We start from the raw sequence: 25,064 nt of genomic DNA on the forward strand, positions 1-25,064 counted from the left end.
TGCGTTCTTCCTAACCTATCCCCAGCCGTTAAAGACGGGAGAAATCATTGAAAAGTGCAAGCCCCATTAATAACACCAGCAAAATCGAGCCGATGCGATAACTGAAGTCCTGTACTCGCTCAGAAACCGGCCCACCCTTCAGCTTTTCTATCGCCAGGAAGAGCAGATGTCCACCATCTAATACCGGTAACGGGAACAAATTGATAATGCCCAAGTTGACACTGATTAGTGCCAAAAACATCAGGTAATACACCAATCCGTACTCAGCTGAAACCCCAGCGCCTTGTGCAATAGATATCGGGCCACTCAAGTTATTCAGTTTAACATCACCAGTAATCAGTTTACCCAACATGCCTACCGTCAACCGCATCAACTGCCAGGTTTTATCCCCAGCTTGGTAGAGTGCCGTGAACGGGCCATATTGGCGAATCGTTCTATATTCATCCGGAAGCGGTATAACTTTCGGCACTACACCCGCAAAACCTTCATTGCGGTTTTCTCCAACCGATTTTGTATCTGGTATTAAGGTTAAAGACAAGGGGGTACCACCCCTTTCAATATCTAACACCAGTGGCTTACCGGGGTTATCACGAACCTGTAAAACAAATGTTTGCCAACGATCCAGTGGCTGACCACCAACTTTAACTATCCTATCCCCTGCTTGTAAACCTGCCTTTTGTGCCGCAGACCCGGTTTGAACTTCAGCCAAGACAGATTCAATCTGCGGGCCTCGTGGAATAATACCCAACGCCACGACAGGATCTTGCTTATCAGGCTCGAACTGCCACTGTTGCAGATCCAGTGTCTTTTGCACCACATTAGCAGAACCAAATGGTGCCACACCCACCTGTGTTTGTTTATCACCGATTTTGCCGACGAGGGCCAAACGAACAGAGTCCCAGTCAGGCGTTTCGATACCATCTACAGACTTAAGTTCCATTCCTGGAGAAATATTGGCTTGTGCAGCAATGGATTGTGGCGAAATGTCACCCACTACCGGGCGCACACTTGGCACACCAATGATAAACACCAGCCAGTAAGCAATGACAGCAAAAAGGAAGTTGGCAATAGGGCCCGCGCTGACGATTGCCGCGCGTTGCAAAACAGTTTTATTATTAAAAGATTGATGACGAAGCTCAGGAGCAACAGCTTCAACACTCTCATCTAGCATCTTAACATAGCCGCCCAGCGGGATAAGGGCGATAACATACTCGGTACCTTGACGATCCGTCCGACGCCACAGCGCTTTACCAAAACCAATCGAAAAGCGTTCGACACGGACACCACAGCGCCGCGCCACCCAAAAGTGACCGAACTCATGCACTGTAATTAAGATCCCCAGTGCGATAATAAACGCGGCCAGGCTCCAGAGTATGCTCATCATATTCCCTAAACTCCCCGTCAGTGACGGATTAAAACACTAACAGCATTAAGCAGGCAAATACCGGCACAGCTGCGGTCAGGCTATCGATACGATCCAGTATCCCACCATGACCAGGAATCAGATGACCACTGTCTTTGATTCCCGCTTCACGTTTAAACATACTTTCGGTCAAATCGCCAAGTACTGAGGCCAATGCAGCCACCACGGAACAGATTAACAGTTTTTCCGGGATGATATCCAACGGAGCATAACGACCGAACAACCATGATATCAGAGCTGATGTCAGTAAACCGCCAATTAATCCTTCCCAGGTTTTACCTGGTGATACTTTAGGCGCTAATTTATGTTTACCGAATAACTTACCAAACATGTAAGCGCCAGAATCCGCACCCCATACCAAAAGCATCACATACAGCAGCCACCAGGCGCCGATATGGTGGTTCTGCTCATAACCATACTGACGTAATGCCACCATGCCCCAGAAAAAGGGAACAATAGTCAGAACGCCGAAAATTATACGTAACAGACGTGAATCGCGCCACAACGCCGCAGAGCGTGGGTAAGTAAGCACCAACAGCAATGCTGCGACCCACCAGCCCATAGAGAGCCAGAGAGGGACACTCACTTGTGGTAGATGAGCAGAATGCTGATAGGCAGGAAGGCTAAGCAGCATTGAGATCAGTAGAAAACCACAAAGTATGGCTAACCAAATACGCTGAGAACGACTGGCGAACCCAGCTAATTGCCCCCACTCCCAGGCTGCAAGCATACAGACAAAGAGAGTAACGATAGCAAAACCAACCGGCGGAAGCAGGAACAGGGCACCAATGACAACCGGAATCAAAATCAAAGCAGTTATGAGACGATACTTCAGCAAAAGTTCCCCCTAGGATGCAGTGGCATCGATAGGTGTAGTTCCCCCGAAGCGACGCTCGCGTTGTGCAAATGCATTCAGCGCACCTTCAAAGACATGTTCATCAAAATCAGGCCAGAGTACATCAGTAAAGTAAAGTTCAGCATAGGCAATTTGCCATAACAAAAAATTACTGATGCGATGTTCACCACCGGTTCTGATCACTAAATCCACCTCAGATTGCTCATGCAGGCAGATATGCGAGTTTAGCGATTCTTCACTGATATCTGTGGGCTGCAACTCACCTTGCTGTACTTGCTCAGCTAGATGGCGCACACCCTGAATAATATCCCAACGGCCACCATAATTGGCAGCGATGTTGAGTTTCAGACCGTCATTGTCGGCAGTTAGCGCTTCTGAGCGACGGATCCGTTGTTGTAAACGTTCACTAAATCGACTGATATCACCAATAACAGATAAACGAACATTATGTTTATGCAGACTTTTTACTTCACTGTCCAGCGCACGAACAAAAAGCTCCATCAGAGCGGTGACTTCCTGAGCAGGGCGATTCCAGTTTTCACTACTGAAAGCATAAAGCGTGAGCGCATCCAAATGATGATTGGCAGCAAAACTTACTGCACGACGAACTGACTTCACTCCCGCTTTATGCCCGAAGACCCTTAATTTACCCCGATTTTTAGCCCAACGCCCATTACCATCCATAATGATAGCGACATGACGCGGAATCAGGGGGCACAAGTTAGCCCTATCTTCATTTACAGACGACATAATGCGAACTCATTTCCTCAATAAATCAATTGTTCGTCCCGAACATTAGGCAGTAAGCCCACAAAAAAAGCCGTGTACCAAGTCACGGCTTCTTAAGTGACAGCCAAAATAGACGGTTTAAATACCTATTGGGCCACTAATCAACAGTCTATCTATCTATTGACGGTGCAGACTATACCATCTCAGCCTTGCCCTAACAAATTCCCAAAACAGCCAATACAACTTAATGATTCAATTTTTCTATTGCTTGAGCTGCCGTATCACGGGCTTGACGATCAATGATCAGCACCTCATCCACACTAGTGGGTTCAGCCAATGATAACTGTTCCACAACCCTAAGGTTGATGGCTGCAATATCAGTGAAACGAATGCGTGAAGCTAAAAATGCCATAACGGATATTTCGTTCGCGGCATTCAGTGCCGTCGTTGCTGCCTGGCCTGCATTAGAAGCATCAATAGCCAGCTTCAGGCATGGATAACGTTGATAATCCGGTTCAGCAAAAGTCAATTCATGTATCTTGCAGAAATCCAGTGGTTCGACACCTGAACTTACTCGCATAGGGTACGCCATCGCATGTGCAATCGGGGTACGCATGTCTGGGGTCCCCATCTGGGCCAGTACACTACCATCGTGATAACGCACCATCGAGTGAATGACAGATTGAGGATGTAAAATAACCTCTACCTGCTCTGCGCTGGCATTAAATAACCAACGGGCCTCGATATATTCAAGCCCTTTATTCATCATAGTCGCAGAGTCGACTGAAATTTTGCGCCCCATAGACCAGTTTGGATGAGCACAAGCCTGATCTGGTGTGACATCGGCAAATTGCGATAAAGGTATTTCACGTAGTGGGCCACCCGAGCCAGTTAAAATAATGCGCGAGACGCCATTCTCACTTAGTGAAGAGTAGCCTAGTTTACGCTGAATTTTCTCAGGTAAACTCTGAAAAATCGCATTATGTTCGCTGTCGATTGGCAGCAGTTGTGCATGGCTGTGTTTCACTTCATCCATGAAAAGCTTGCCGCAGGTAATCAGTGACTCTTTGTTAGCCAGTAATACCTGTTTACCTGCACGAATAGCCGCCAGCGTTGAAGACAGGCCTGCCACACCGACAATTGCCGCCATCACTTGATCAATATCGTCTAACGCAGCCAGTTCACCGGCCGCTTTTTCACCATGAAAAACTTCGGTTTTCGAACCGTGCTCAGCCAATAACTGGCGCAACGCTTTGGCCGATATTTCATCTGACATCGCGGCATAGCGAGGAGAAAACTCGAGGCATTGCATTGCCATCTGCTCGACATTGCGACCAGCCACAAGTGCAGTAACGTTGAATAATTCGGGATTAGCGCGGACAACACCCAAAGTGCTGTTACCGATGGAGCCAGTAGAACCAAGAATAGTCAGTTGCTTCATGAGAGTGCTCTGAATAACTGTTTTTATGATAGGCGAGAGCGCAACCGACCCGAATAACAGGTGGTCTAATAAAGATCCTCGGCCCAATTTTATAGCGTATTACTGCCGATATCGCATGACTCTACTAACCTAGTGAATCGGCAAAATAGTGATCCTGCTAAAAACAAAGCGCCACCTAAGCGACGCTCTGTTTTTTGTCAGTCAGAATTAGAAATCCATCAACTCAGCTTCTTTAGCCGCTAATGCAGTATCAACTTTCTTGATAAAAGCATCGGTCAGTTTTTGGATATCATCCTGAGAACGGCGGTCTTCATCTTCACTGATCTCTTTATCTTTCAGCAAAGCTTTCACTTTTTCGTTAGCATCACGGCGCACGTTACGAATCGATACACGGCCCTGCTCTGCTTCTGCACGAACAACTTTGATCAAGTCTTTACGGCGCTCTTCTGTCAATGCTGGCAGTGGAACACGAATAACGGTACCCGCGGAAGAAGGATTCAGCCCTAAATCGGAGGTCATGATCGCTTTCTCAACCGCGGCGCTAAGGCTGCGGTCAAACACGGTCAATGCCAGAGTACGGGAGTCTTCAACCACAATGTTAGCCAACTGGCGCAATGGCGTAGCAGTGCCATAATACTCAACCTGAATGCCATCAAGAATACTTGGAGAAGCACGACCGGTACGGATCTTACTGATATGGTTTTGGAAAGCTTCAAAGCATTTTTCCATACGCACTTCAGTATCTTTTCTAATTTCGTTAATCACGTTGTGAACCCTTGGAAACTGGTTACTTGGCAGGCCATAGCATGAGTATAGCCGGTGAATATACAAACCAACAGTTGCAGGCATTGGGGGCATATCTGAAAGCCGCATGCCCCTGACAATACAGGCTGCCGCTTATTTAGCGATCGCTGTCACTTCTTTAGTGATCAACGTCCCTTCATTCTCACCCATCACCACGCGACGCAGAGCGCCAGGTTTGTTCATATTGAAAACACGAATTGGCAAGTTATGATCACGGGCCAAAGTGAAGGCCGCCAGATCCATAACTTTTAGCTCGCGCTCCAGAACATCCTGATAGGTTAGCTGCTCAAACAGTGTTGCGTCAGGGTTTTTAACCGGATCTGCGGAGTAAACTCCATCAACTTTCGTCGCTTTCAGCACTACATCAGCTTCGATCTCGATACCACGCAGACAGGCCGCGGAATCGGTGGTGAAGAAAGGGTTACCTGTACCTGCGGCAAAAATCACCACACGGTTATGACGCAGCAAGCTGATAGCTTCAGCCCAACTGTAATTATCACACACACCATTAAGTGGAATAGCAGACATCAGGCGGGCGTTCACATAGGCACGGTGCAGTGCATCTCGCATTGCCAGGCCGTTCATTACGGTAGCCAGCATTCCCATGTGGTCGCCCACTACGCGGTTCATCCCAGCCTGTGCCAAACCGGCACCGCGGAATAGGTTACCACCGCCAATGACCACACCGACCTGAATGCCCAATTCGACCAGCTCTTTAACTTCTTGAGCCATGCGATCCAAAACGCTTGCGTCGATACCAAAACCTTCCGCGCCTTGCAGGGCTTCGCCGCTAAGCTTAAGCAGGATACGCTGATATACGGGTTTTGCATTGGTTGCCATGGTGTTCTGTCCTAAGCAGCAGTAATAAATATTGGGAACTTGACCGTCAAATGTTCAAAGCAATACCGTGCGCTGAAAACTGACAGGACTAAGCTTATACCCTAAATAATTCGAGTTGCAGGAAGACGACAACTGAGCGAATCCTCAGAAGCTTACATAAGTAAGTGACTGAAGTGAACGAAAGCAGTCAACGCACCTGTAATTTGAAGTATGACGGGTATCGAGTGGATAAAATGGAACCGCCGATTGGCGGCCCCATTTTTAGCATTAAGACTGTTTGCTCATTGCTGCAACTTCAGCAGCAAAGTCAGTCTCAACTTTCTCAATGCCTTCGCCCACTTCGAAGCGGATGAAGTTTGTTACGTCAGCTTTGTTCTCTTTCAACAAATCACCAACGGTTTTGCTTGGGTCCATAACGAAGTTCTGACCAGTCAGAGAAACTTCGCCGGTGAACTTACGCATACGGCCTTCAACCATCTTCTCAGCAATTTCACGTGGTTTGCCGGATTCGATAGCAATGTCCAACTGGATTTGGTGCTCGCGAGCAACAACTTCAGCAGGAACATCGTCTGGCTTAACATATTCTGGTTTGCTTGCAGCAATGTGCATAGCAATGTGCTTAACCAGCTCTTCATCAGCGCCAGTTGCTGCAACCATAACGCCGATACGAGCGCCGTGCAGATAAGTACCCAGAACATCGCCTTCCAGAGCAGCAATACGACGAATATTGATGTTCTCGCCGATTTTAGCTACCAGATTGGCGCGTTGCTCTTCAAACTTAGCTTTCAGAACGTCGATATTAGTGATTTTGTCAGCCAGAGCTGCGTTGATAACTTCTTCGCCAAATGCTTTGAAGCCAGCATCTTTAGCAACAAAGTCAGTTTCGCAGTTCAGTTCCAGAATCACACCGAACTTACCGTCGGCTGAAAGTTGAGCCAGGATGATGCCTTCAGCAGCGATACGGCCTGCTTTCTTGGCAGCTTTAGCCTGACCAGATTTACGCATATTGTCGATGGCAAGCTCGATGTCGCCGTTAGCTTCAACCAACGCCTTTTTACATTCCATCATGCCTGCGGCAGTACGCTCACGCAGTTCTTTTACCAAAGCAGCGGTAATAGCAACCATTTAAATTTCCTCGGTTCTCTTGTGAAAACAAGATCTCACATTAGATACGCAAAGGGGGCCTATAAAGGCCCCCTAACCAACATATTTCAATACCTGGTTAATAAGGGCTCCAACGAGCCTGACTTATTATTCAGCTTCTACGAAGCTTTCTTCCGCTTGAACGGCCAGATCTTGAGAACGACCTTCAGTGACGGCAGTAGCAACGGCGTTCAGGTACAGTTTAACTGCACGGATCGCGTCATCGTTACCTGGGATGATGAAGTCAACGCCATCTGGATCGGAGTTAGTATCAACGATAGAGAATACCGGGATACCCAGGTTGTTAGCTTCTTTGATAGCGATGTGTTCGTGATCAGCATCAACAACAAACAGAGCGTCTGGTAAACCGCCCATGTCTTTGATACCGCCCAGGCTGTTTTCCAGCTTGTTCAGTTCACGAGTACGCATCAGCGCTTCTTTTTTGGTCAGCTTGTCAAAGGTGCCGTCTTGAGACTGGATTTCCAAATCTTTCAAACGTTTGATGGACTGACGAACAGTTTTCCAGTTAGTCAGCATCCCGCCCAACCAGCGATGGTTCACGAAGAACTGGTCGCAGTTGTTGGCAGCGTCTTTTACCGCTTCGCTTGCTGCGCGTTTAGTACCAACGAACAAGATCTTACCTTTACGGGAAGAGATCTTTTTCAATTCAGCCAGAGCTTCGTTGAACATTGGTACGGTCTTTTCCAGGTTGATGATGTGAACTTTGTTACGTGCGCCGAAGATGAAAGGCTTCATTTTCGGGTTCCAGTAACGGGTCTGGTGACCGAAGTGAACACCGGCCTGGAGCATGTCGCGCATGGAAACAGTTGCCATGATTAAAACCTCTATAGTATCAGTTGGGGTTATGCCTCCACGTGCCCCATAACGCCGACCCCATAAGAAATTGATAATCATCAAAAACTTTAGGGCACCCCGGCGTATGTGTCGACACGTGTGTGTTATTTACACATATGAGTGCGATTGGTATTACTCAGCTAAACAGCTACCTGCCATCAGGACATGCCCTGAAATCGGACCTGAAACGACAACATAATAGTGCGGTTTGCCGGCGCGCTTTATACCATAAACAGCCGCAACACACCAACTTTTGTTGCATTTAGTGTCGTCACTGCAAACGAAAGTTTGGCAGCTAATTGCAGGGCTGGTACCATTAGCGACAGGTTATTTAGGGTATATGATATTTATTACCTGCTTATTCATATTACGGCGGCTGGTTGGTATTCACAGCCCCTACGGACACTTTTGCATGGCAATCTCAATAAAAACACCTGAAGATATTCAAAAAATGCGCGTTGCTGGCCGCCTGGCTGCTGAAGTGCTGGAGATCATTGAACCTCACGTAAAACCGGGGGTAACCACTGGTGAACTCGATCGTATCTGCCACGATCATATCACCAACCATCAGCAGGCTATCTCTGCTTGTCTGGGTTACCACGGCTTTCCTAAATCGGTTTGTATTTCCATTAATGAAGTTATTTGTCACGGCATTCCAAGTGATGAGAAAGTGTTGAAAGACGGTGACATCGTCAATATCGACGTGACTGTTATTAAAGACGGTTTCCATGGCGATACATCAAAAATGTTTATCGTCGGCAAACCGACCATTCTAGGTGAGCGCCTGTGCCGCGTCACTCAAGAGAGCCTGTACCTGGCAATCAAAATGGTCAAACCGGGTATCCGCCTGCGCACTCTGGGTAAAGAGATCCAAAAATTTGTGGAAGCAGAGAACTTTTCTGTGGTGCGTGAATATTGTGGCCACGGTATTGGCGAAGGTTTCCATGAAGAGCCACAAGTGCTGCACTACGATGCAGACGACGGTGGCGTAATCCTGCAAACGGGTATGGCTTTCACCATTGAGCCTATGGTCAACGCAGGGGATTACCGAATTCGTACCATGAAAGATGGCTGGACGGTAAAAACTAAAGATCGCAGCTTGTCGGCACAGTATGAGCATACTATTGTGGTAACCGATAACGGCTGCGAAATAATGACGTTGCGAAAGGATGACACCATCCCCAACATCATAACGCACGAGTAATAATGACAAGCCGGCAGCCGCCGGCTTTTTTATGGGCTGCGTCTTTTTATCAGGTCGCATTTATCGGGTAAACATATGTCTGACAATCACACCGAGCACTCTGTATCCCCTGCGGTACCGAAGGTCATTCCTGAGCAGCCCGCACCACCGAGCACTTATCTCGATAGTGACCTTAATTGCCCGATTCTCAAGCAGCGGCTTGAGACTTTCCAACTTTGGCAGGCGGAAGCATTCAATGGCGGAATCAGTGCCGAGATATTAATTGCTGCGCGCAGTGATTACATTGACCGCCTGTTACGGCGGCTGTGGACCTTCTATGGCTTTGATGATGTGGCTGAAACCGCGCTGGTTGCTGTGGGCGGCTATGGCCGTGGTGAACTACACCCCTTATCAGATATTGATGTATTGGTTCTCAGCAGGCAGCGTCTAAGCGATGAAGATGCGCAACGCGTCGGCCAGTTGATCACTTTGCTATGGGACCTGAAACTGGAAGTCGGCCACAGCGTGCGCACACTGGAAGAGTGTTTGCTCGAGGGGTTAGCCGACCTCACTGTCGCCACCAATATGATTGAGTCACGCTTGATTTGCGGTGATGTAGCTCTGTTTTTACAGATGCAGAAGCACATTTTCAGCGACAATTTCTGGCCCTCTCCGCAATTTTTCCATGCCAAAATCACCGAACAACAAGAACGGCATAAACGCTACCATGGCACCAGTTATAACCTAGAGCCTGATATTAAAAGTAGCCCTGGTGGGTTACGGGATATCCACACCCTACAATGGGTAGCCCGCCGCCATTTTGGTGCCACATCCTTAAGTGAGATGGTTGATTTCGGTTTTCTGACCAAAGCTGAGCGCAATGAGCTGATTGAAAGCCAGAGTTTTCTGTGGCGCATCCGTTTCGCGCTGCATTTGGTATTAACTCGCTACGATAACCGCCTGCTGTTTGACCGCCAACTGAGTGTGGCTCAGCTTTTGCAATATCAGGGCGAAGGCAATGAACCGGTCGAACGGATGATGAAAGATTTTTATCGTATGACGCGCCGGGTCAGCGAACTGAACAACATGCTGCTACAACTGTTTGACGAAGCCATATTGGCGCTGGGTACCAATGAAAAACCACGTCCACTGGATGATGAATTTCAGTTACGCGGGGATTTGATAGATCTGCGTGATGAGAACTTATTTATCCAGCAGCCTGAAGCTATTATGCGCATGTTCTATCTGATGGTGCGCAATCAGGATATCAAAGGCATATATTCCACCACAGTACGCCGCTTACGCCATGCCCGGCGGCATCTGAAACAGCCTTTATGTAACATTCCTGAAGCCCGCAAGCTATTCATGGCCATTTTGCGCCACCCAGGTGCGGTTTCCCGAGCATTATTACCGATGCATCGCCACAGCGTGCTGTGGGCCTATATGCCACAATGGGGCAGTATCGTTGGCCAGATGCAGTTTGACCTGTTTCACGCCTACACCGTAGATGAGCACACTATCCGCGTGTTACTTAAACTCGAAAGCTTTGCCGATGAAAAAACCCGGCCACGCCATCCTCTCTGCGTCGAGCTTTACCCACGCCTGCCTCAACCTGAATTATTGTTGCTAGCAGCGCTGTTCCACGATATTGCCAAAGGGCGTGGGGGCGACCATTCAATACTGGGCGCTCACGACGTATTGGAATTTGCCGAGCAGCACGGCCTTAACTCGCGCGAAGCTCAACTTGTGGCTTGGTTAGTTCGTTGCCATCTCTTGATGTCAGTGACAGCTCAGCGTCGAGATATTCAGGACCCTGCGGTTATTCAGCAATTCTCCGCCGAAGTACAAAGCGAAACTCGCTTGCGCTATTTAGTCAGTCTGACGGTGGCTGATATTTGCGCCACCAATGAAAATTTGTGGAATAGCTGGAAACAGAGCCTGTTACGCGAACTTTATTTCGCTACAGAAAAACAGTTACGCCGTGGTATGCAAAACAGCCCGGATTTGCGCGAACGTGTCCGTCACCACCGGCTACAAGCTCTGGCGCTGCTGCGGATGGATAATATCGATGAAGAAGCATTGCACCGCATCTGGAGCCGCTGCCGGGCTGATTATTTCCTGCGTCATTCACCCAATCAATTAGCCTGGCATGCCCGCCACTTATTAGAGCATGACTCAACCAAGCCACTGGTGTTAGTTAGCCGTCAGGCAACACGGGGGGGAACCGAAATATTCATCTGGAGCCCTGACCGCCCATCACTGTTTGCTGCGGTGGTCGGTGAGCTGGATCGCCGCAATCTGAGTGTTCATGATGCACAGATTTTCACCAACCGCGATGGTATGGCGATGGATACCTTTATCGTATTGGAGCCAGATGGCAGCCCACTGGCTCAAGATAGACATCCCATCATTAGTCATGCCTTAGAACAAGCGATGACCCAGCCGAATTATCAACATCCGCGCGTCAGGCGGTTATCACCTAAATTACGGCATTTCAGTGTACCGACTGAAACCAATTTCTTGCCAACCCATAACGAGCGCCGTACTTATCTGGAGCTAATTGCACTGGACCAGCCGGGCTTACTGGCTCGGGTAGGTGGGATATTTGCAGATTTAGGGTTATCGCTGCATAGCGCACGTATCACAACTATTGGCGAGCGGGTGGAGGATTTATTTGTATTAGCAGACAAAGATCGCCGCGCTTTAAGTATTGAAACCCGCCGCGAATTAGCACAACGGTTGACAGATACCCTCAATCCGAACGATAAACTGTGATACAAATAACTTTTTAGTCATTAATTTTTCTTACAACCCATTTTGAAGGGAACAGGATGCAGCAACTACAGAACGTTATTGAAACCGCCTTCGAACGCCGTGCAGATATCACGCCGGCCAACGTTGATACCGTAACCCGCGAAGCGATTAACCACGTGATTGATCTGCTTGATACCGGTGCACTACGGGTGGCAGAAAAGATTGACGGCCAGTGGGTTACCCATCAATGGCTGAAGAAAGCGGTACTGCTGTCTTTCCGTATCAATGATAATCAGGTCATGGAAGGCGCAGAAACGCGTTACTACGACAAAGTACCAATGAAATTCGCCGGTTACGATGAAGCGCGGTTCCAACGTGAAGGCTTCCGTGTCGTACCACCAGCAACCGTACGTAAAGGCGCATTTATCGCTCGTAATACCGTACTGATGCCTTCTTATGTGAATATTGGCGCTTTCGTTGATGAAGGCACCATGGTCGATACCTGGGCAACTGTCGGTTCTTGCGCGCAAATTGGTAAGAATGTGCACTTGTCCGGTGGTGTCGGCATTGGTGGCGTGCTTGAGCCACTGCAAGCCAACCCAACCATCATTGAAGATAACTGCTTTGTCGGTGCGCGTTCAGAAGTGGTTGAAGGGGTTATCGTCGAAGAAGGTTCCGTTATCTCTATGGGCGTATTTATTGGGCAAAGCACCCGTATTTACGATCGTGAAACTGGTGAAATTCACTATGGCCGCGTTCCGGCCGGGTCTGTTGTCGTTTCCGGTAACCTGCCCTCGAAAGACGGTAGCTACAGCCTGTACTGTGCAGTTATCGTGAAGAAAGTTGACGCGAAAACCCGTGGAAAAGTCGGTATTAATGAGTTATTACGCACCATCGACTAAGATGAATATAGCGGGCTAATCACCCGCTATTTTTTTGCTTTGTGAAGTTATCGCCTGCAATCACATACTTTGGCGAAATTTACCGTCATAATCATAAACTGTGGAATATAAAATCAAAAAGGTGGCGCTATGTATGACAATCTGAAAAGCTTAGGAATCACACAACCAGAAGATGTCGATCGCTATAGCCTGCGTCAGGAGGCCAATAACGACATTCTGAAAATTTATTTCCGCAAAGATAAAGGCGAGTTTTTTGCTAAGAGTGTGAAATTCAAATATCCACGCCAACGCAAAACTGTAGTGGCGGATAACGCTGGACATGGTTACAAAGAAATCAATGAAATCAATCCTAATCTCCGTTACGTCATTGATGAGTTGGATCAACTGTGTAAGCGCGATCAGATTGAAGTGGATTTGAAACGCAAAATCCTGGATGACTTACGCCATTTAGAAAGCGTTGTCGCCAATAAGATTTCAGAAATTGAATCAGATTTAGAAAAGCTGACCAACGGCCGCTAAATCTAGCTCAATGACGTATTGTGGCAGCACACTGCACGCCACAATACGTCATTGAGCAGAAGCTATGTTACTTAAGCAAGCGGCCCCATTTTTCTACCCACAACGCTGAAACCACTTCTGGCTCAGGGTGTTCCATCGCGTCAATATCCAGTCGTTCACCAATCCGGGTCGCCCCTTGCTCTTGCAGCAGTTCATCAAATGCTCGCCCTGCGCCGCAGAAATTATCATAACTGCTGTCACCTAGTGCAATGACGCCATAACGTAGCTCTGGCTGAAACCCTACCTGATCACGAACAGCGACGAACAGTGCTGCTATGCTGTCAGGGAAGTCGCCTTGTCCGGTAGTAGATGTGATAACCAGTGCATAATGTTGACGATAATACTGCCAGGCTTCTAAAGTCCCCTCTTCAAACAGTGTTACCTCATGCCCCTGCTCTTTCAGTATGTTTTCAGCTTCTTCCGCCACTAACAACGCATTACCGTAGACAGTGCCGACAAAAATCCCGACCTGAGCCATAAAAGATATTCCCTTTTAACCAGAAAAAATTATTCACTATCCTGACCTTCGGTCGCCGGAAACTCAACCCTTTCAAGATGAGGGGTAATACCCAACCAGCCAAAGTGTGACATCAAGCCTTGCCAGGATTCATCCCAACGCGCCGTAAGCGAAAGCACCTCACCAGTAACTGGATGATTCAATTGTAAATGGCTAGCGTGCAACATGAGCCGTGAGCAATCAAAGTGTTGGGCAATGCCTCTATTCTGACGCAAATCACCGTGGGCACTATCACCAATAATTGGGTGGCGTATATGTGCCATATGTCGCCGTAACTGATGCTTACGCCCTGTTTCCGGTTTCAGCTCCAATAAACTGAAGCGTGATGTGTCATAGCGCCCAATAGCAACAGGAACTTCCACTTGAGCCAAAGGCTGATAGTGGGTAACTGACGGTTGTGGTGCTTTATCTTGTTTGGAATGTTTATCCGCGATTTTATCCAGTTCTTCGCTCATCGCGTAATCAACCGTACCACCTTCCAGCACATAGCCACGAACCACCGCATGGTATATTTTCTGAATCTGGTGCTGTTCAAACTGCGCCGAAAGAGCACGGGCAACATCACTGGATAACGCCATCAGCAGCACACCTGATGTTGGGCGATCCAGACGGTGGACGGTATAAACATGCTGGCCAATCTGGTCGCGCACCGTTTGCATCACAAATACGGTTTCATTACTGTCCAACCAACTACGGTGAACCAGCCAACCGGCGGGTTTATTCACCGCAACTATATATTCATCTTGGTAAATTATTTCCAGCATTAGTTACTTTCTTTATTCAACAGATCATCGAGACACTGTAATTGTGCCAGCAGTATGGTGCAATCTGGCCGACTATCACCACTTAATGCCTCTTCAAAGTATGGCGTAATGGCGAAACGTGTCGGAAGTGGGTTATTCGATTCCAGCAATGCATACATTCGGGGAATCAGTACCCATTGCAACCACTGCTCGGCATCCATGGTATCGATACTGAAAGGCTCATTACTTTCGAAGGCTGCCGCTGGCGGTGGAACAACTTGCCAAAGATCAATTGCTCGCATGGCAAGCTCAATATCCCGTAAGTTCTGACGCACCTGATTTTCTATACTCATGATTATGCTCTCAACCAAAAAACAGCCATTCGCCGGGCTGGTCCAACGGCGGCCAAGCATACCATTGAAGAAGGCGATGCCCAAACTCACGCCATAGACAACAGAAGGATATTGGGCAAAATAAGCATAAAAAAAGGGGTACTGTTTTACCAGTACCCCTCAATTCGTTTCATAGCTATCCCGCTAAAAGTGATGCTCCCTGCTCAATCCATGAAAACTTTTCCGTGTGGTTATCCTAACCAGCAATCCGTCGCAGTGTCCTACACCATCCCGATGCTAATCCTGAGGTTATCCTAACCCACCATTCATCCTGAACCGGCTCTCAATCTCCATCCTGGAGGTGTCCTTTGTTCCATCCTGAAACATCCCTTCACTCGTCCTAAGCAGTCCCAGTGTTCTTCATCCTGAAGTGGTAGCATCCAGATACCGTCCTTCTCCGCCAGATCCTATCCGGCGATTAGAAGGATCGCTTAATCGACAAAGGGTGGCAAGGCACTGTAAGAATAATGATGCTGATACTTTTACATATAAAAAAATGAACGTTTATAACAAAATGATTTTATTGAAGATAAATTTGACACAAAAACTTTACAGTTAAAGAATAGAAGTGATGTCTCACAGCCGGTGTGAGAGATCTCGCACACCGACTTGACCAGAATAAACAATAACCACTCGCTTATTCAGGTAATACTGGACGCAATGCATCAAGAAAATGTATGAGAGTCGATGCCAGCAGGGTGCGCTTACTACTACCAAATTGCTCTAACACCACATTACCTGTGACATTGCACAATGAAGCCATTGTCATCTCTGACTCGGTGGTTGCTAAAAACAGCGTTGGCGAGAGTTTCAGCCTTTTTTGCGTGACCAGATGACCAATTAGATTCTCCTGTAAACGGATAAAATCATCTTCGCTCCACACTTGTAGCAGCGTAAAACGGTGATCACCTAAATTAGCCATCATGTCGCCAGCATATTGGCAGGTGTAAAACGCATGAATATCCGGGTGAAGCTGAATCTCCAACGCCCGTTCAATATTAGCCAATGTGGCATCGGCAACCGCTGGCTGTGGCAACCAAAATACCTGGCTGTCCTGAGTTTCCACGATGCAAGGTGAAGTAACACCATAAAGTTCTTCACTGGCGGGCAGATGCCCGGTCTGCTGCTGCCATAGATTGATATAACGTTGGGTAAAGCTATTCAGTGCCGTTGAAACATTCTGGTCCATTCTCGATTCTCAGTATCGCGGCGGCTTGCGCTGCATTTCTGAGTGTTACCCCCACTCAGAAATGCAGTTAAACGCGGCATAAATTGATAAACTAAAGCTATTGTACCTTTCTCTCATCATGGGAACAGCATGTCTTCATATCAAGACCATAAGGCTCTGGCGGAACTGACGCTGGGCAAACCAACCGCTTATCGCGATCACTATGACGTCACCTTGTTGCAAGCTGTGCCACGCAGCATGAACCGTGAACCTCTCGGTTTATATCCAGATAACCTGCCCTTTCATGGTGCAGATATCTGGACGCTCTATGAATTGTCTTGGCTAAACAGTAATGGCCTGCCACAAGTTGCCGTGGGTGAAATCAGCCTGAATGCGGATAGTACTAATCTGATTGAATCCAAAAGCTTTAAACTCTATCTCAACAGTTTTAACCAAACCGTGTTTGCTGATTGGGAAAGTGTTCGCGCCACATTGCAACGCGATTTGGCGGCCTGCGCTCAAGGTGATGTCAGTGTCACGCTATATCAACTCAATGAAATAACACATCAACCCATTGCCGATTTCTCGGGCGAATGTCTCGACCAACAGGATATTCGTATCAATAGCTATGAATTTAGCGCCGATTATCTGCAAGGGGCTACCACGGCCAACAGAGTAGAAGAGAGCCTGGTTAGCCATCTGCTCAAATCCAACTGCCTGATTACCCACCAGCCAGATTGGGGATCAGTACAAATCAGCTACAGTGGCCCACAGATTAACCGAGAGGCACTGCTACGCTATCTGGTCTCTTTCCGGCACCATAATGAATTTCACGAACAGTGTGTAGAGCGTATCTTCAACGACATAATGCGTTTTTGTCAGCCTGAAACACTGTCGGTCTATGCTCGTTATACCCGCCGTGGCGGACTGGATATCAACCCTTGGCGCTCCAATACTGATTTTGTTCCATCAACTGGCCGTATGGCCCGGCAATAAATATATGCGTACATGTACGCAACATTTAAGCACAACGCACGTTAGTATTGGCAAAAACCGAGGGACAACGTTAAGGTTAATTACCGTATCTTCACGCTATTTTTCAGTAGAGAAATCAGGGATAGATACTTAAAGATCTCTATGATATTCCACGGCAAAATAGAAAGCAGCATTCTGATATACCCAAAGTAATTGGTGTTGCTGGTAGGCAGCCAACACCCAGCAACGTTAAGTACGAAGGGTATACACGGACACTACCACCCTCCGGGGTGTAAAGGAGTAACTTTGATTACACATGTCAGCCCACTCGGCTCAATGGATCTGTTATCACAGCTCGAAGTGGATATGCTCAAACGTACAGCCAGCAGTGATCTGTACCGTTTATTCCGTAACTGCTCCTTGGCAGTTCTCAATTCAGGCAGCCTAACCGATAACAGCAAAGAGCTTTTATCGCGTTATGAAACTTTTGATATCAATGTATTGCGCCGTGAACGAGGTGTAAAACTCGAACTGGTAAATCCACCAGAACATGCTTTTGTTGATGGCAAAATTATTCGTTCATTACAGGCAAATCTGTTTGCGGTGTTACGCGATATTTTGTTTGTGAATGGTCAAATTGTTAGCGCTGGGCGTTTTCAACATCTCGATATGGAAAGCTCCAGCCATTTGACCAATCTGGTCTTTTCTATTTTACGTAATGCCCGAGCCCTCCATCTTGATGAAGACCCCAATATGATTGTGTGCTGGGGCGGCCATTCAATCAATGAAACTGAATACTTGTATGCCCGTAAAGTGGGGAGCCAACTGGGTTTACGAGAGTTAAATATTTGCACTGGCTGTGGGCCAGGAGCGATGGAAGCACCGATGAAGGGTGCCGCCGTTGGCCATGCCCAACAACGTTACAGAAATGGCCGTTTTATTGGTATGACTGAGCCTTCCATCATTGCAGCAGAGCCACCTAATCCGCTGGTCAATGAATTGATTATCATGCCGGATATTGAGAAACGGCTTGAAGCGTTCGTCCGCATCGCGCATGGCATCATTATTTTCCCAGGTGGCGTAGGGACAGCGGAAGAGTTGCTCTATCTGCTAGGCATATTAATGGATCCAGAGAACAGTGAGCAGGTACTGCCACTTATCTTAACCGGGCCAAAAGAGAGCGCGGATTATTTCCGAGTGGTGGATGAGTTCATCATGAACACTCTGGGTGATGGCGCGCGCAAATACTACAAGATAATTATCGATGACCCGGCTGAAGTCGCCCGTCAAATGAAGAAAGCGATGCCACTGGTGAAAGAAAACCGCCGTAATACGGGGGATGCTTATAGCTTCAACTGGTCTATCCGTATCAAGCCAGATTTACAGCATCCGTTTGAACCGAGTCATGAAAATATGGCGAATCTCAATCTGTCTCATAACCAGCCCCCTGAAGAACTGGCTGCGGCACTACGCCGTGCATTCTCAGGCATCGTTGCGGGTAACGTAAAAGAAGTGGGAATTCATGCCATCGAAGCCTATGGGCCTTATAAATTGCATGGCGATCCACAATTGATGAAACAAATGGATAGCTTACTGCAAGGATTTATTGCACAGCATCGAATGAAACTGCCTGGCACTGCTTATACCCCTTGCTACGAAATTTGCAGCTAAGCCTTAAATAGTAATACCTCACCGGGCAGCGCCAGCACTTAGTCGTGTGGCTGCCCGACATTAATCTGGCTTAATGACTATATAAGACAGGCTATGCAAATCCATCTTCTTATCGTTGATGCACTTAATCTGATTCGTCGCATCCATGCAGTACAAGGTTCACCTTGCATTAATGCCTGCCAGCATGCGTTGCAACAGCTTATTTCACATAGTTTACCCACCCACGCTGTCGCCGTGTTTGATGAGGATGATCGTTCCGATAGTTGGCGTCATCAATGCTTGCCTGATTACAAAGCTGGCCGCTCACCGATGCCGGACAACCTGCAACAAGAAATGCCGCAGATCCGTGAGGCGTTTAGTTCACTCGGGGTCGCTTGCTGGCATTCTCCTGGCAATGAAGCCGATGATCTGGCGGCAACTTTGGCGACCAAAATTGGTAGAGCTGGCCATCAAGTGACGATCGTTTCCACCGACAAAGGTTACTGCCAACTGTTAGCGCCAAATGTACAGATTCGCGATTACTTCCAAAAACGCTGGCTGGATATGCCATTTGTAAAACAAGAGTTTGGTGTATTGCCACACCAACTGCCTGACTATTGGGGGCTTGCGGGCATCAGCAGCAGCAAAATTCCAGGCGTCGCGGGGATAGGTGCCAAAACTGCCGCACTGCTATTGCAGCATGCCAGCAACCTTGAAGTGCTTTATCAAGATCTGGAATCAGTGCCGGAGAAATGGCGGAAGAAATTGCAGCAACACCAAGATATGGCATTTATCTGTAAGCAAATCGCTACACTGAAAACCGATTTGACATTAAGCGGTAATTTGCAACAACTTAGGTTACCTTAAAATTAAGGGGCCAAATGGCCCCTTGCGGATAACACGATACTCATATTCCAGTAATTGGAGCCACCGCTAAACCACTGCGGCTGCAAGTACCAAATATATATGACTATTGACGCTCATCCCGACGCCCCGGAACACCGGACCAAATACGACGCACATGCACCGTCACTTCTTCACGGTCATGATAGAGCTGTTTAGCTTGAATATGGGCATTGATACCGTTTTCTTTCAACTGTTCATCCATCATTTCCATATTTTCCAAAACGATTTCAAAACGTTTTTTCATCGGTAATTTCAAGTTGAAAATTGCCTCACGACACCAACCGTTTACCAACCACTTGATGATAAGTTGCGTCACTTTAGCCGGCTTTTCTACCATATCGCATACTAACCAATAGATATTGCTACGCGTTGGCTCATATTTAAAACCATCGACGCGATGATGGGTTACCTGTCCGGTATCCATCAGGCTTTGTGCCATCGCACCATTATCAATAGCCTGAACCATCATGCTGCGCTGCACTAATTGGTAGGTCCAACCACCGGGGCAAGCACCTAGATCAACTGCATGCATACCACTGGCCAAACGCTCCTCCCATTCATCCGCAGGGATAAACACATGAAAAGCTTCTTCCAGTTTTAAGGTTGAACGGCTTGGTGCGTCAGATGGGAACTTAAGACGGGGGATACCCATATAGAACGGCGAGTTATTATTGCTGTAAGAGTAGCCAACATAACAGCAGCCAGACGCGATAAAGAACACGTGTACTACTGGCCGATGAGGATTTTCACGGGCAGAAAGAATTTTTTGTTCCCGCATTGCGCTGCGTAAAGGTACCGTTAACTTACGGCAAAACTTAAGCAACTCTTTGCTTTCATTGGTATCAGGAACTTCAACACGTAACTCACCGGCTTTTTCAATAACACCGACTAACATCCCCACAATCGGTGAAACACGGTCTTCCGGCGGCAAATCTTTTAATAACTCACCCACCACCATCATCTGGCGGGCAAAAATCAACTCACGAAAAGGCACTTCACGAATCAAGCGATCGGCATCTTCCAACTGATAGCACTCAAACAGCACATAACCGCTGTTTTCTTTTACTCGAGCGAAACCAAAGATTTCAAGCTGTGCCGCTTTCGCGGTAATTTCTGCCGCACACTCTTTCTCAAAGCCAGAGCGGCAATATAAAGCAATTTTATTATTCATGGCGTTCTGCCCTTTTTCTTAGACGCAGCGCGCCAATCAACATCAAAATCCATCCCGCCAGAAAACATACGCCGCCGATTGGCGTGATATATACCCACAGTTTCAGGTGCGATAGAGCCAGGCAATATAAACTGCCGCTAAAGAGTAGCGTTCCGAGCGCTAACAAGGCACCACTCCAGTAAAACCAAATACTTACTTGCCGTTGCATCGCAACAGCTAACGCCAGAATCGCCAGCGTATGGAACCCTTGGTACTCCAGCCCAGTACGAACCCAGGCCATCTCATTCGGCCCCAGTGAGGCGCTCAATACATGAGCACCAAAGGCACCAAAAGCGACATAGAAAAAACCGCTCAGTGCGGCAAATATCAGCATTAAACGACCATTCATCGTCATTAACCTTAAATTAGATAGAGTTATACCCTTCGTACTCGACATTGCAGAAGTGCTAGCTGCGATTCCAATGACGTGGGTATATCGTTATATCGCCCGACAATAGCCCATTTTATCGTAGCGGGTTACCATCGTGAATGGGTTGTCATTACTACGCAGAATAGGGTGATTAATCAGTTCTCATAGCGAAAGCGTAACTTTTCTTGCTCGCTGGCAGCTCTTGCCAATATCCACTGACGAAAGGCGGCTATTTTACCTAGTTCTGCCTGACTGTCATGACAAACCAGATAAAAAGCATTTTTACTCACCAAAACATCATTAAACGGGCACACCAAGCGCCCTGCTTCAATCTCTGCCTGAGCCATGACGTTATTCACTAACGCAATACCTTGGCCGTGAACGGCAGCCTGAACCACCATCGCACTATGGCTGAATATCGGACCTTGTTGCACATTAATTTGAGGAACACCCAGTTGACGGGTATAGGCCATCCAATCCCGGCGGGAAGTATCATGCAACAACGTATGATTAGCCAGATCTGCCGGTACTTTTAATCCATGCTCACCCGTTAATAAAGTAGGCGCACAAACAGGAAGTAAGAATTCTGCATACAAACGCTCAGTACGCAAACCAGTCCAATTACCCCGGCCATAGAAAATAGCCACATCAACGTCATCAGCAAGTTTGTCCTCCTCCCGATCTACCGCCTGAATCCTGACATCGATCCCCGGATAAGCCGCATTAAATCCAGATAGACGAGGGACCAGCCATTGAATAGCAAAGCTAGGAGGGAGGCTTACAGTGAGCGCGCCTTTCGCGCTACGCGCCTGCAATTTACGAGTTGCTTCATTGATGGAGGTAAAAATCTCTTTAATATCGAGGTAGTAGCTTTGCCCCTCCTCAGTCAGTAACAGCGAGCGGTTACGACGGCGGAACAGTTTTAGCCCGAGAAAATCCTCCAGGGACTTTATCTGGTGACTAACAGCCGCTTGCGTGACAAATAATTCATCAGCAGCTTTAGTAAAACTCAAGTGGCGTGCGGCCGCATCGAAAACCCGCAAGGCGTTCAGGGGTGGTAATCGTTTTGACATGAATTGGATACTTTTTTATAACGGCTCATCCTTAGATGAAACCCTTTGTTTACTTATTAGTTTTTATAATCCGAGACATTATAAATTGTCCGTTGATGATGCGCCAGCAAATACCTATAGTGGCGGCACTTCCCAAGCCGGAACGAAAAGTAGGTTTAGTATCCAGGTACTGAAATGCTTTTGGCTTTGTGGTTGTGATGTTGTGTTTGCAAATGGTCTGGTAGTCCAGACATAGTAGCTAAGCTACTGTTTTTTTTCACTTCCTGTACATTTACCCTGTCTGTCCATAGTGATTTTATGCAGCACCGCTATTTTAGCGGTGCTTTTTTTTACCCTATTTTCAGCGCTTAAATTTAAACGCGACTTTGCATTGCACATAGTCAGAGCTTAAATTTAAGTTGTTGCAGAGGGTTTGATTGCCGTATTAGGCATCTTTTGAACGGTGACTTCGCGTTAAACTACTTACCCTCAGCCATTTCTTTTACTTCTGAACGGTTAATTTGCTGCTCGGTGCCGTTGGCATCGGTGTAGCTTATCATCCCAGTTTCATCATCTACTTTAGGTTTACCATCAGCAACGATAGTGCGACCATCATTGGTATGCATAACATAGTTGCTTGAACAGGCTGCTAAGGTAAAAGTGAGCATAAGTGCAGAAATTACGGCAGCTGTCTTTTTCATGGGTGACTCCTTGTAGATTAAAATGCTAAAAAACTCATTTTCATTACCAGACAAATGGTTATGTCCGTTACTATTTAGCATAACTCACTTATGACATATTTCCAGTGAACCGAGCCATTAGCGGGCAAATTATGAACAAAATGAGTCAAAATGAGACAGTTCCGAAGTAACCCAAAGGATGAGAACAACAGTATGAAAGCTTTTAATCCCACGGATTTTCGTCAGGAATTCCCGGCTATTAGTGATGAGATAACCTATCTGGACAGTGCGGCAACTGCGCTGAAACCCCGCGCCATGATTGAGGCGACACAACAGTTTTATCAGCAGGACTCCGCAACAGTACATCGCAGCCAACATCAATCAGCATTGTCATTGACGGTTCGTTTTGAGGAAACCCGCCAACAAGTGGCCGACTTTATCAATGCACCCGCAGCAGAAAATATCATTTGGACCAAAGGCACTACCGAAGCCATTAATTTAGTAGCACAAAGCTATGCCCGCCCTCGTCTGCAAACGGGTGATGAAATTATTGTCAGTGAAGCTGAACATCATGCCAACTTAATCCCCTGGCTTATGGTTGCAGAGCAGACAGGGGCCAGAATGGTTAAATTACCCATCGGCCTTGATCATCTCCCCGATTTACAGCAATTACCGCAATTGCTTAATGATAAAACACGCATATTGGCGCTGGGCCAGATGTCTAACGTCACGGGTGGTAGCCCCGAGTTAGCTCAGGCAATCGAACTTGCCCATCAATATAACTGTGTAGTGATGGTAGATGGGGCGCAAGGTGTTGTGCATAACCCGGCAGACGTTCAAGTGCTAGATATTGATTTTTACGCTTTCTCAGCCCACAAGCTTTATGGGCCGACCGGCATAGGCGTGCTGTACGGCAAGTCTGAATTACTCGACGAGATGCCAGCCTGGCACGGTGGCGGTAAAATGCTCACTCATGCTTCCTTCGGTGGATTTACGTCCCATGAGGTGCCATACCGTTTTGAGGCTGGTACGCCAAATATTGCTGGCGTCATTGGTTTCTCTGCCGTTCTTAGTTGGCTCGAACATATTGATCTGACAGAAGCAGAAACCTATAGCCAAGATTTAGCCACATTGGCAGAGAATAAACTGGCTAAATTACCGGGTTTTCGCAGCTTCCGTTGCCAGCAATCCAGTTTATTGGCGTTTACTTTCGATGGTGTGCACCATAGCGATTTAGTAACGTTATTGGCCGAACAGGGCATCGCACTGCGCGCCGGGCAACATTGCGCACAACCACTCATGGCAGCATTAGGGGTGAGTGGCAGCCTGCGTGCCTCATTCGCACCGTACAATACCGCGAACGATGTTGATATATTGTGTAACGCGATAGCTAAGGCTCTGGAACTATTGCAAGATTAAGAACTAACAGATAATAATTTCGCCCAATAACCACCGGTCTAATTGAGAAGATGATGATTGCCCCACACCCTTTTGGTCACGATATTACTGCTGCTAAACTGCTGGAGACATTCAGCGTTCATAAACAGTGGGAAGATCGTTATCGTCAGTTGATTTTGCTGGCAAAACAGCTTCCGTCATTGCCGGAGCCACTAAAACAGAATGAACTGGAGCTAACTGGATGTGAAAATCGAGTGTGGCTGGGGCATCAACGCCTGCCGGATGGTAGCTTACATTTTTATGGTGATAGCGAAGGCCGCATTGTTCGTGGATTACTGGCGGTTATTTTAACTGCGGTGGAGGGGAAAACCCCACAGCAGGTATTAGCAGAAGACCCATTGGCGCTGTTTGAGCAGTTAGGGCTACGCCAGCAGCTAAGCACCTCGCGCGCCAGCGGTTTACTGGCGCTGGCACAAGGTGTAAAGGCTATCGCCGCCCAATATATAGAGTAGGGG

General features: G+C 47.4%; 25 protein-coding genes. 9 read left to right on the forward strand and 16 right to left on the reverse strand.

Annotated elements, in window-relative coordinates:
* Nucleotides 1-28 precede the first annotated feature (28 nt).
* The 8 genes from rseP to rpsB all read right to left on the reverse strand — a co-directional run bounded on the left by rseP (nucleotide 29) and on the right by rpsB (nucleotide 8,070).
* A complete protein-coding gene (rseP, locus tag ACWJJO_RS17550; protein WP_481091304.1) occupies nucleotides 29-1,384 on the reverse strand; it encodes a sigma E protease regulator RseP in 1,356 nt (451 codons plus the stop codon).
* A 28-nt stretch (nucleotides 1,385-1,412) separates the two neighbouring features.
* On the reverse strand, nucleotides 1,413-2,261 hold the full coding sequence (cdsA, locus tag ACWJJO_RS17555; RefSeq protein ID WP_083162927.1) for a phosphatidate cytidylyltransferase: 849 nt from the start codon (nucleotides 2,259-2,261) through the stop codon (nucleotides 1,413-1,415).
* A gap of 9 nt (nucleotides 2,262-2,270) precedes the next feature.
* Nucleotides 2,271-3,029, reverse strand: a complete 759-nt coding sequence (ispU, locus tag ACWJJO_RS17560) for a (2E,6E)-farnesyl-diphosphate-specific ditrans,polycis-undecaprenyl-diphosphate synthase (protein WP_083162925.1) — start codon at nucleotides 3,027-3,029, stop codon at nucleotides 2,271-2,273.
* Between the two features lie 223 nt (nucleotides 3,030-3,252).
* Nucleotides 3,253-4,449, reverse strand: a complete 1,197-nt coding sequence (gene ispC / locus ACWJJO_RS17565; protein ID WP_372569535.1) for a 1-deoxy-D-xylulose-5-phosphate reductoisomerase — start codon at nucleotides 4,447-4,449, stop codon at nucleotides 3,253-3,255.
* Nucleotides 4,450-4,656: 207 nt separating this feature from the next.
* Nucleotides 4,657-5,214: a ribosome recycling factor gene (frr, locus tag ACWJJO_RS17570; RefSeq protein WP_083162921.1), complete on the reverse strand. Its 558-nt coding sequence runs from the start codon at nucleotides 5,212-5,214 to the stop codon at nucleotides 4,657-4,659.
* Between the two features lie 132 nt (nucleotides 5,215-5,346).
* Entirely contained in the window at nucleotides 5,347-6,093 is a 747-nt protein-coding gene (gene pyrH / locus ACWJJO_RS17575; RefSeq protein WP_083162919.1) for a UMP kinase, read from the reverse strand.
* Nucleotides 6,094-6,360: 267 nt separating this feature from the next.
* Complete coding sequence (tsf, locus tag ACWJJO_RS17580; protein ID WP_005185754.1) at nucleotides 6,361-7,218, reverse strand: translation elongation factor Ts; 858 nt, start codon at nucleotides 7,216-7,218, stop codon at nucleotides 6,361-6,363.
* Between the two features lie 126 nt (nucleotides 7,219-7,344).
* On the reverse strand, nucleotides 7,345-8,070 hold the full coding sequence (rpsB, locus tag ACWJJO_RS17585; RefSeq protein WP_083164108.1) for a 30S ribosomal protein S2: 726 nt from the start codon (nucleotides 8,068-8,070) through the stop codon (nucleotides 7,345-7,347).
* 433 nt (nucleotides 8,071-8,503) lie between these two features.
* Between rpsB and map the strand changes: the two genes are divergently transcribed.
* The 4 genes from map to ACWJJO_RS17605 all read left to right on the forward strand — a co-directional run bounded on the left by map (nucleotide 8,504) and on the right by ACWJJO_RS17605 (nucleotide 13,449).
* Nucleotides 8,504-9,295 carry a type I methionyl aminopeptidase gene (gene map / locus ACWJJO_RS17590; protein WP_083162917.1) on the forward strand — a complete coding sequence of 264 codons (792 nt, stop codon included), beginning with the start codon at nucleotides 8,504-8,506 and terminating at the stop codon, nucleotides 9,293-9,295.
* Nucleotides 9,296-9,370: 75 nt separating this feature from the next.
* Nucleotides 9,371-12,049, forward strand: a complete 2,679-nt coding sequence (gene glnD / locus ACWJJO_RS17595) for a bifunctional uridylyltransferase/uridylyl-removing protein GlnD (RefSeq protein ID WP_083162915.1) — start codon at nucleotides 9,371-9,373, stop codon at nucleotides 12,047-12,049.
* Nucleotides 12,050-12,105: 56 nt separating this feature from the next.
* Nucleotides 12,106-12,930: a 2,3,4,5-tetrahydropyridine-2,6-dicarboxylate N-succinyltransferase gene (gene dapD, locus ACWJJO_RS17600; RefSeq protein WP_004391708.1), complete on the forward strand. Its 825-nt coding sequence runs from the start codon at nucleotides 12,106-12,108 to the stop codon at nucleotides 12,928-12,930.
* Nucleotides 12,931-13,059: 129 nt separating this feature from the next.
* Complete coding sequence (locus tag ACWJJO_RS17605; RefSeq protein ID WP_004706707.1) at nucleotides 13,060-13,449, forward strand: DUF3461 family protein; 390 nt, start codon at nucleotides 13,060-13,062, stop codon at nucleotides 13,447-13,449.
* A 67-nt stretch (nucleotides 13,450-13,516) separates the two neighbouring features.
* On the opposite strand, the gene ACWJJO_RS17610 is transcribed toward ACWJJO_RS17605, so the two are convergent.
* The 4 genes from ACWJJO_RS17610 to syd form a co-directional block, all read right to left on the reverse strand.
* On the reverse strand, nucleotides 13,517-13,966 hold the full coding sequence (locus tag ACWJJO_RS17610) for a flavodoxin (RefSeq protein WP_083162913.1): 450 nt from the start codon (nucleotides 13,964-13,966) through the stop codon (nucleotides 13,517-13,519).
* Between the two features lie 29 nt (nucleotides 13,967-13,995).
* Nucleotides 13,996-14,769 carry a tRNA pseudouridine(65) synthase TruC gene (gene truC, locus ACWJJO_RS17615; RefSeq protein ID WP_372569538.1) on the reverse strand — a complete coding sequence of 258 codons (774 nt, stop codon included), beginning with the start codon at nucleotides 14,767-14,769 and terminating at the stop codon, nucleotides 13,996-13,998.
* Nucleotides 14,769-15,101 carry a YqcC family protein gene (locus ACWJJO_RS17620; RefSeq protein WP_083164106.1) on the reverse strand — a complete coding sequence of 111 codons (333 nt, stop codon included), beginning with the start codon at nucleotides 15,099-15,101 and terminating at the stop codon, nucleotides 14,769-14,771. Before ACWJJO_RS17620 ends, truC begins: the two co-directional genes overlap by 1 nt.
* Nucleotides 15,102-15,777: 676 nt before the next feature.
* Nucleotides 15,778-16,329 carry a SecY-interacting protein gene (gene syd, locus ACWJJO_RS17625; protein ID WP_481091305.1) on the reverse strand — a complete coding sequence of 184 codons (552 nt, stop codon included), beginning with the start codon at nucleotides 16,327-16,329 and terminating at the stop codon, nucleotides 15,778-15,780.
* Between the two features lie 129 nt (nucleotides 16,330-16,458).
* Between syd and queF the strand changes: the two genes are divergently transcribed.
* From queF to xni, 3 genes are all read left to right on the forward strand, one after another.
* Nucleotides 16,459-17,304 carry an NADPH-dependent 7-cyano-7-deazaguanine reductase QueF gene (gene queF, locus ACWJJO_RS17630; RefSeq protein ID WP_083162906.1) on the forward strand — a complete coding sequence of 282 codons (846 nt, stop codon included), beginning with the start codon at nucleotides 16,459-16,461 and terminating at the stop codon, nucleotides 17,302-17,304.
* Between the two features lie 285 nt (nucleotides 17,305-17,589).
* Nucleotides 17,590-18,954, forward strand: coding sequence for a nucleotide 5'-monophosphate nucleosidase PpnN (gene ppnN, locus ACWJJO_RS17635; protein ID WP_083162904.1), 1,365 nt, complete (start codon nucleotides 17,590-17,592; stop codon nucleotides 18,952-18,954).
* Between the two features lie 93 nt (nucleotides 18,955-19,047).
* Entirely contained in the window at nucleotides 19,048-19,800 is a 753-nt protein-coding gene (xni, locus tag ACWJJO_RS17640) for a flap endonuclease Xni (protein ID WP_442850691.1), read from the forward strand.
* A gap of 103 nt (nucleotides 19,801-19,903) precedes the next feature.
* Here xni and rlmM read toward each other — a convergent pair whose 3' ends face one another.
* The 4 genes from rlmM to ACWJJO_RS17660 form a co-directional block, all read right to left on the reverse strand.
* A complete protein-coding gene (gene rlmM / locus ACWJJO_RS17645) occupies nucleotides 19,904-21,010 on the reverse strand; it encodes a 23S rRNA (cytidine(2498)-2'-O)-methyltransferase RlmM (protein WP_083162900.1) in 1,107 nt (368 codons plus the stop codon).
* The gene (locus tag ACWJJO_RS17650; protein WP_083162898.1) at nucleotides 21,003-21,398 is read right to left on the reverse strand and encodes a DUF423 domain-containing protein; all 396 of its coding nucleotides are present in this window, start codon (nucleotides 21,396-21,398) and stop codon (nucleotides 21,003-21,005) included. Before ACWJJO_RS17650 ends, rlmM begins: the two co-directional genes overlap by 8 nt.
* Before the next feature lie 176 nt (nucleotides 21,399-21,574).
* Complete coding sequence (locus tag ACWJJO_RS17655; protein WP_083162896.1) at nucleotides 21,575-22,492, reverse strand: transcriptional regulator GcvA; 918 nt, start codon at nucleotides 22,490-22,492, stop codon at nucleotides 21,575-21,577.
* A 458-nt stretch (nucleotides 22,493-22,950) separates the two neighbouring features.
* The gene (locus tag ACWJJO_RS17660) at nucleotides 22,951-23,172 is read right to left on the reverse strand and encodes a YgdI/YgdR family lipoprotein (RefSeq protein ID WP_005166349.1); all 222 of its coding nucleotides are present in this window, start codon (nucleotides 23,170-23,172) and stop codon (nucleotides 22,951-22,953) included.
* Between the two features lie 192 nt (nucleotides 23,173-23,364).
* Here ACWJJO_RS17660 and csdA point away from each other — a divergent pair, with 192 nt between their 5' ends.
* A complete protein-coding gene (gene csdA, locus ACWJJO_RS17665) occupies nucleotides 23,365-24,570 on the forward strand; it encodes a cysteine desulfurase CsdA (protein WP_193784868.1) in 1,206 nt (401 codons plus the stop codon).
* A gap of 50 nt (nucleotides 24,571-24,620) precedes the next feature.
* Nucleotides 24,621-25,061 carry a cysteine desulfurase sulfur acceptor subunit CsdE gene (gene csdE, locus ACWJJO_RS17670; protein WP_083162892.1) on the forward strand — a complete coding sequence of 147 codons (441 nt, stop codon included), beginning with the start codon at nucleotides 24,621-24,623 and terminating at the stop codon, nucleotides 25,059-25,061.
* Nucleotides 25,062-25,064 lie beyond the last annotated feature (3 nt).

This window comes from Yersinia antarctica, from assembly GCF_056636475.1.

What these genes read in the sequence shown, in the direction of transcription:
- csdA (WP_193784868.1), top strand. Translation starts at nt 23,365, where the DNA reads ATGAAAGCTTTTAATCCCACGGATTTTCGTCAGGAATTCCCGGCTATT.
- rseP (WP_481091304.1), bottom strand. Translation starts at nt 1,384, where the DNA reads ATGATGAGCATACTCTGGAGCCTGGCCGCGTTTATTATCGCACTGGGG.
- ACWJJO_RS17650 (WP_083162898.1), bottom strand. Translation starts at nt 21,398, where the DNA reads ATGAATGGTCGTTTAATGCTGATATTTGCCGCACTGAGCGGTTTTTTC.
- xni (WP_442850691.1), top strand. Translation starts at nt 19,048, where the DNA reads ATGCAAATCCATCTTCTTATCGTTGATGCACTTAATCTGATTCGTCGC.
- ACWJJO_RS17660 (WP_005166349.1), bottom strand. Translation starts at nt 23,172, where the DNA reads ATGAAAAAGACAGCTGCCGTAATTTCTGCACTTATGCTCACTTTTACC.
- ACWJJO_RS17655 (WP_083162896.1), bottom strand. Translation starts at nt 22,492, where the DNA reads ATGTCAAAACGATTACCACCCCTGAACGCCTTGCGGGTTTTCGATGCG.
- dapD (WP_004391708.1), top strand. Translation starts at nt 12,106, where the DNA reads ATGCAGCAACTACAGAACGTTATTGAAACCGCCTTCGAACGCCGTGCA.
- ACWJJO_RS17620 (WP_083164106.1), bottom strand. Translation starts at nt 15,101, where the DNA reads ATGAGTATAGAAAATCAGGTGCGTCAGAACTTACGGGATATTGAGCTT.
- syd (WP_481091305.1), bottom strand. Translation starts at nt 16,329, where the DNA reads ATGGACCAGAATGTTTCAACGGCACTGAATAGCTTTACCCAACGTTAT.
- ispC (WP_372569535.1), bottom strand. Translation starts at nt 4,449, where the DNA reads ATGAAGCAACTGACTATTCTTGGTTCTACTGGCTCCATCGGTAACAGC.
- csdE (WP_083162892.1), top strand. Translation starts at nt 24,621, where the DNA reads ATGATGATTGCCCCACACCCTTTTGGTCACGATATTACTGCTGCTAAA.
- pyrH (WP_083162919.1), bottom strand. Translation starts at nt 6,093, where the DNA reads ATGGCAACCAATGCAAAACCCGTATATCAGCGTATCCTGCTTAAGCTT.
- glnD (WP_083162915.1), top strand. Translation starts at nt 9,371, where the DNA reads ATGTCTGACAATCACACCGAGCACTCTGTATCCCCTGCGGTACCGAAG.
- ACWJJO_RS17605 (WP_004706707.1), top strand. Translation starts at nt 13,060, where the DNA reads ATGTATGACAATCTGAAAAGCTTAGGAATCACACAACCAGAAGATGTC.
- truC (WP_372569538.1), bottom strand. Translation starts at nt 14,769, where the DNA reads ATGCTGGAAATAATTTACCAAGATGAATATATAGTTGCGGTGAATAAA.
- ispU (WP_083162925.1), bottom strand. Translation starts at nt 3,029, where the DNA reads ATGTCGTCTGTAAATGAAGATAGGGCTAACTTGTGCCCCCTGATTCCG.
- map (WP_083162917.1), top strand. Translation starts at nt 8,504, where the DNA reads ATGGCAATCTCAATAAAAACACCTGAAGATATTCAAAAAATGCGCGTT.
- rpsB (WP_083164108.1), bottom strand. Translation starts at nt 8,070, where the DNA reads ATGGCAACTGTTTCCATGCGCGACATGCTCCAGGCCGGTGTTCACTTC.
- tsf (WP_005185754.1), bottom strand. Translation starts at nt 7,218, where the DNA reads ATGGTTGCTATTACCGCTGCTTTGGTAAAAGAACTGCGTGAGCGTACT.
- rlmM (WP_083162900.1), bottom strand. Translation starts at nt 21,010, where the DNA reads ATGAATAATAAAATTGCTTTATATTGCCGCTCTGGCTTTGAGAAAGAG.
- queF (WP_083162906.1), top strand. Translation starts at nt 16,459, where the DNA reads ATGTCTTCATATCAAGACCATAAGGCTCTGGCGGAACTGACGCTGGGC.
- ACWJJO_RS17610 (WP_083162913.1), bottom strand. Translation starts at nt 13,966, where the DNA reads ATGGCTCAGGTCGGGATTTTTGTCGGCACTGTCTACGGTAATGCGTTG.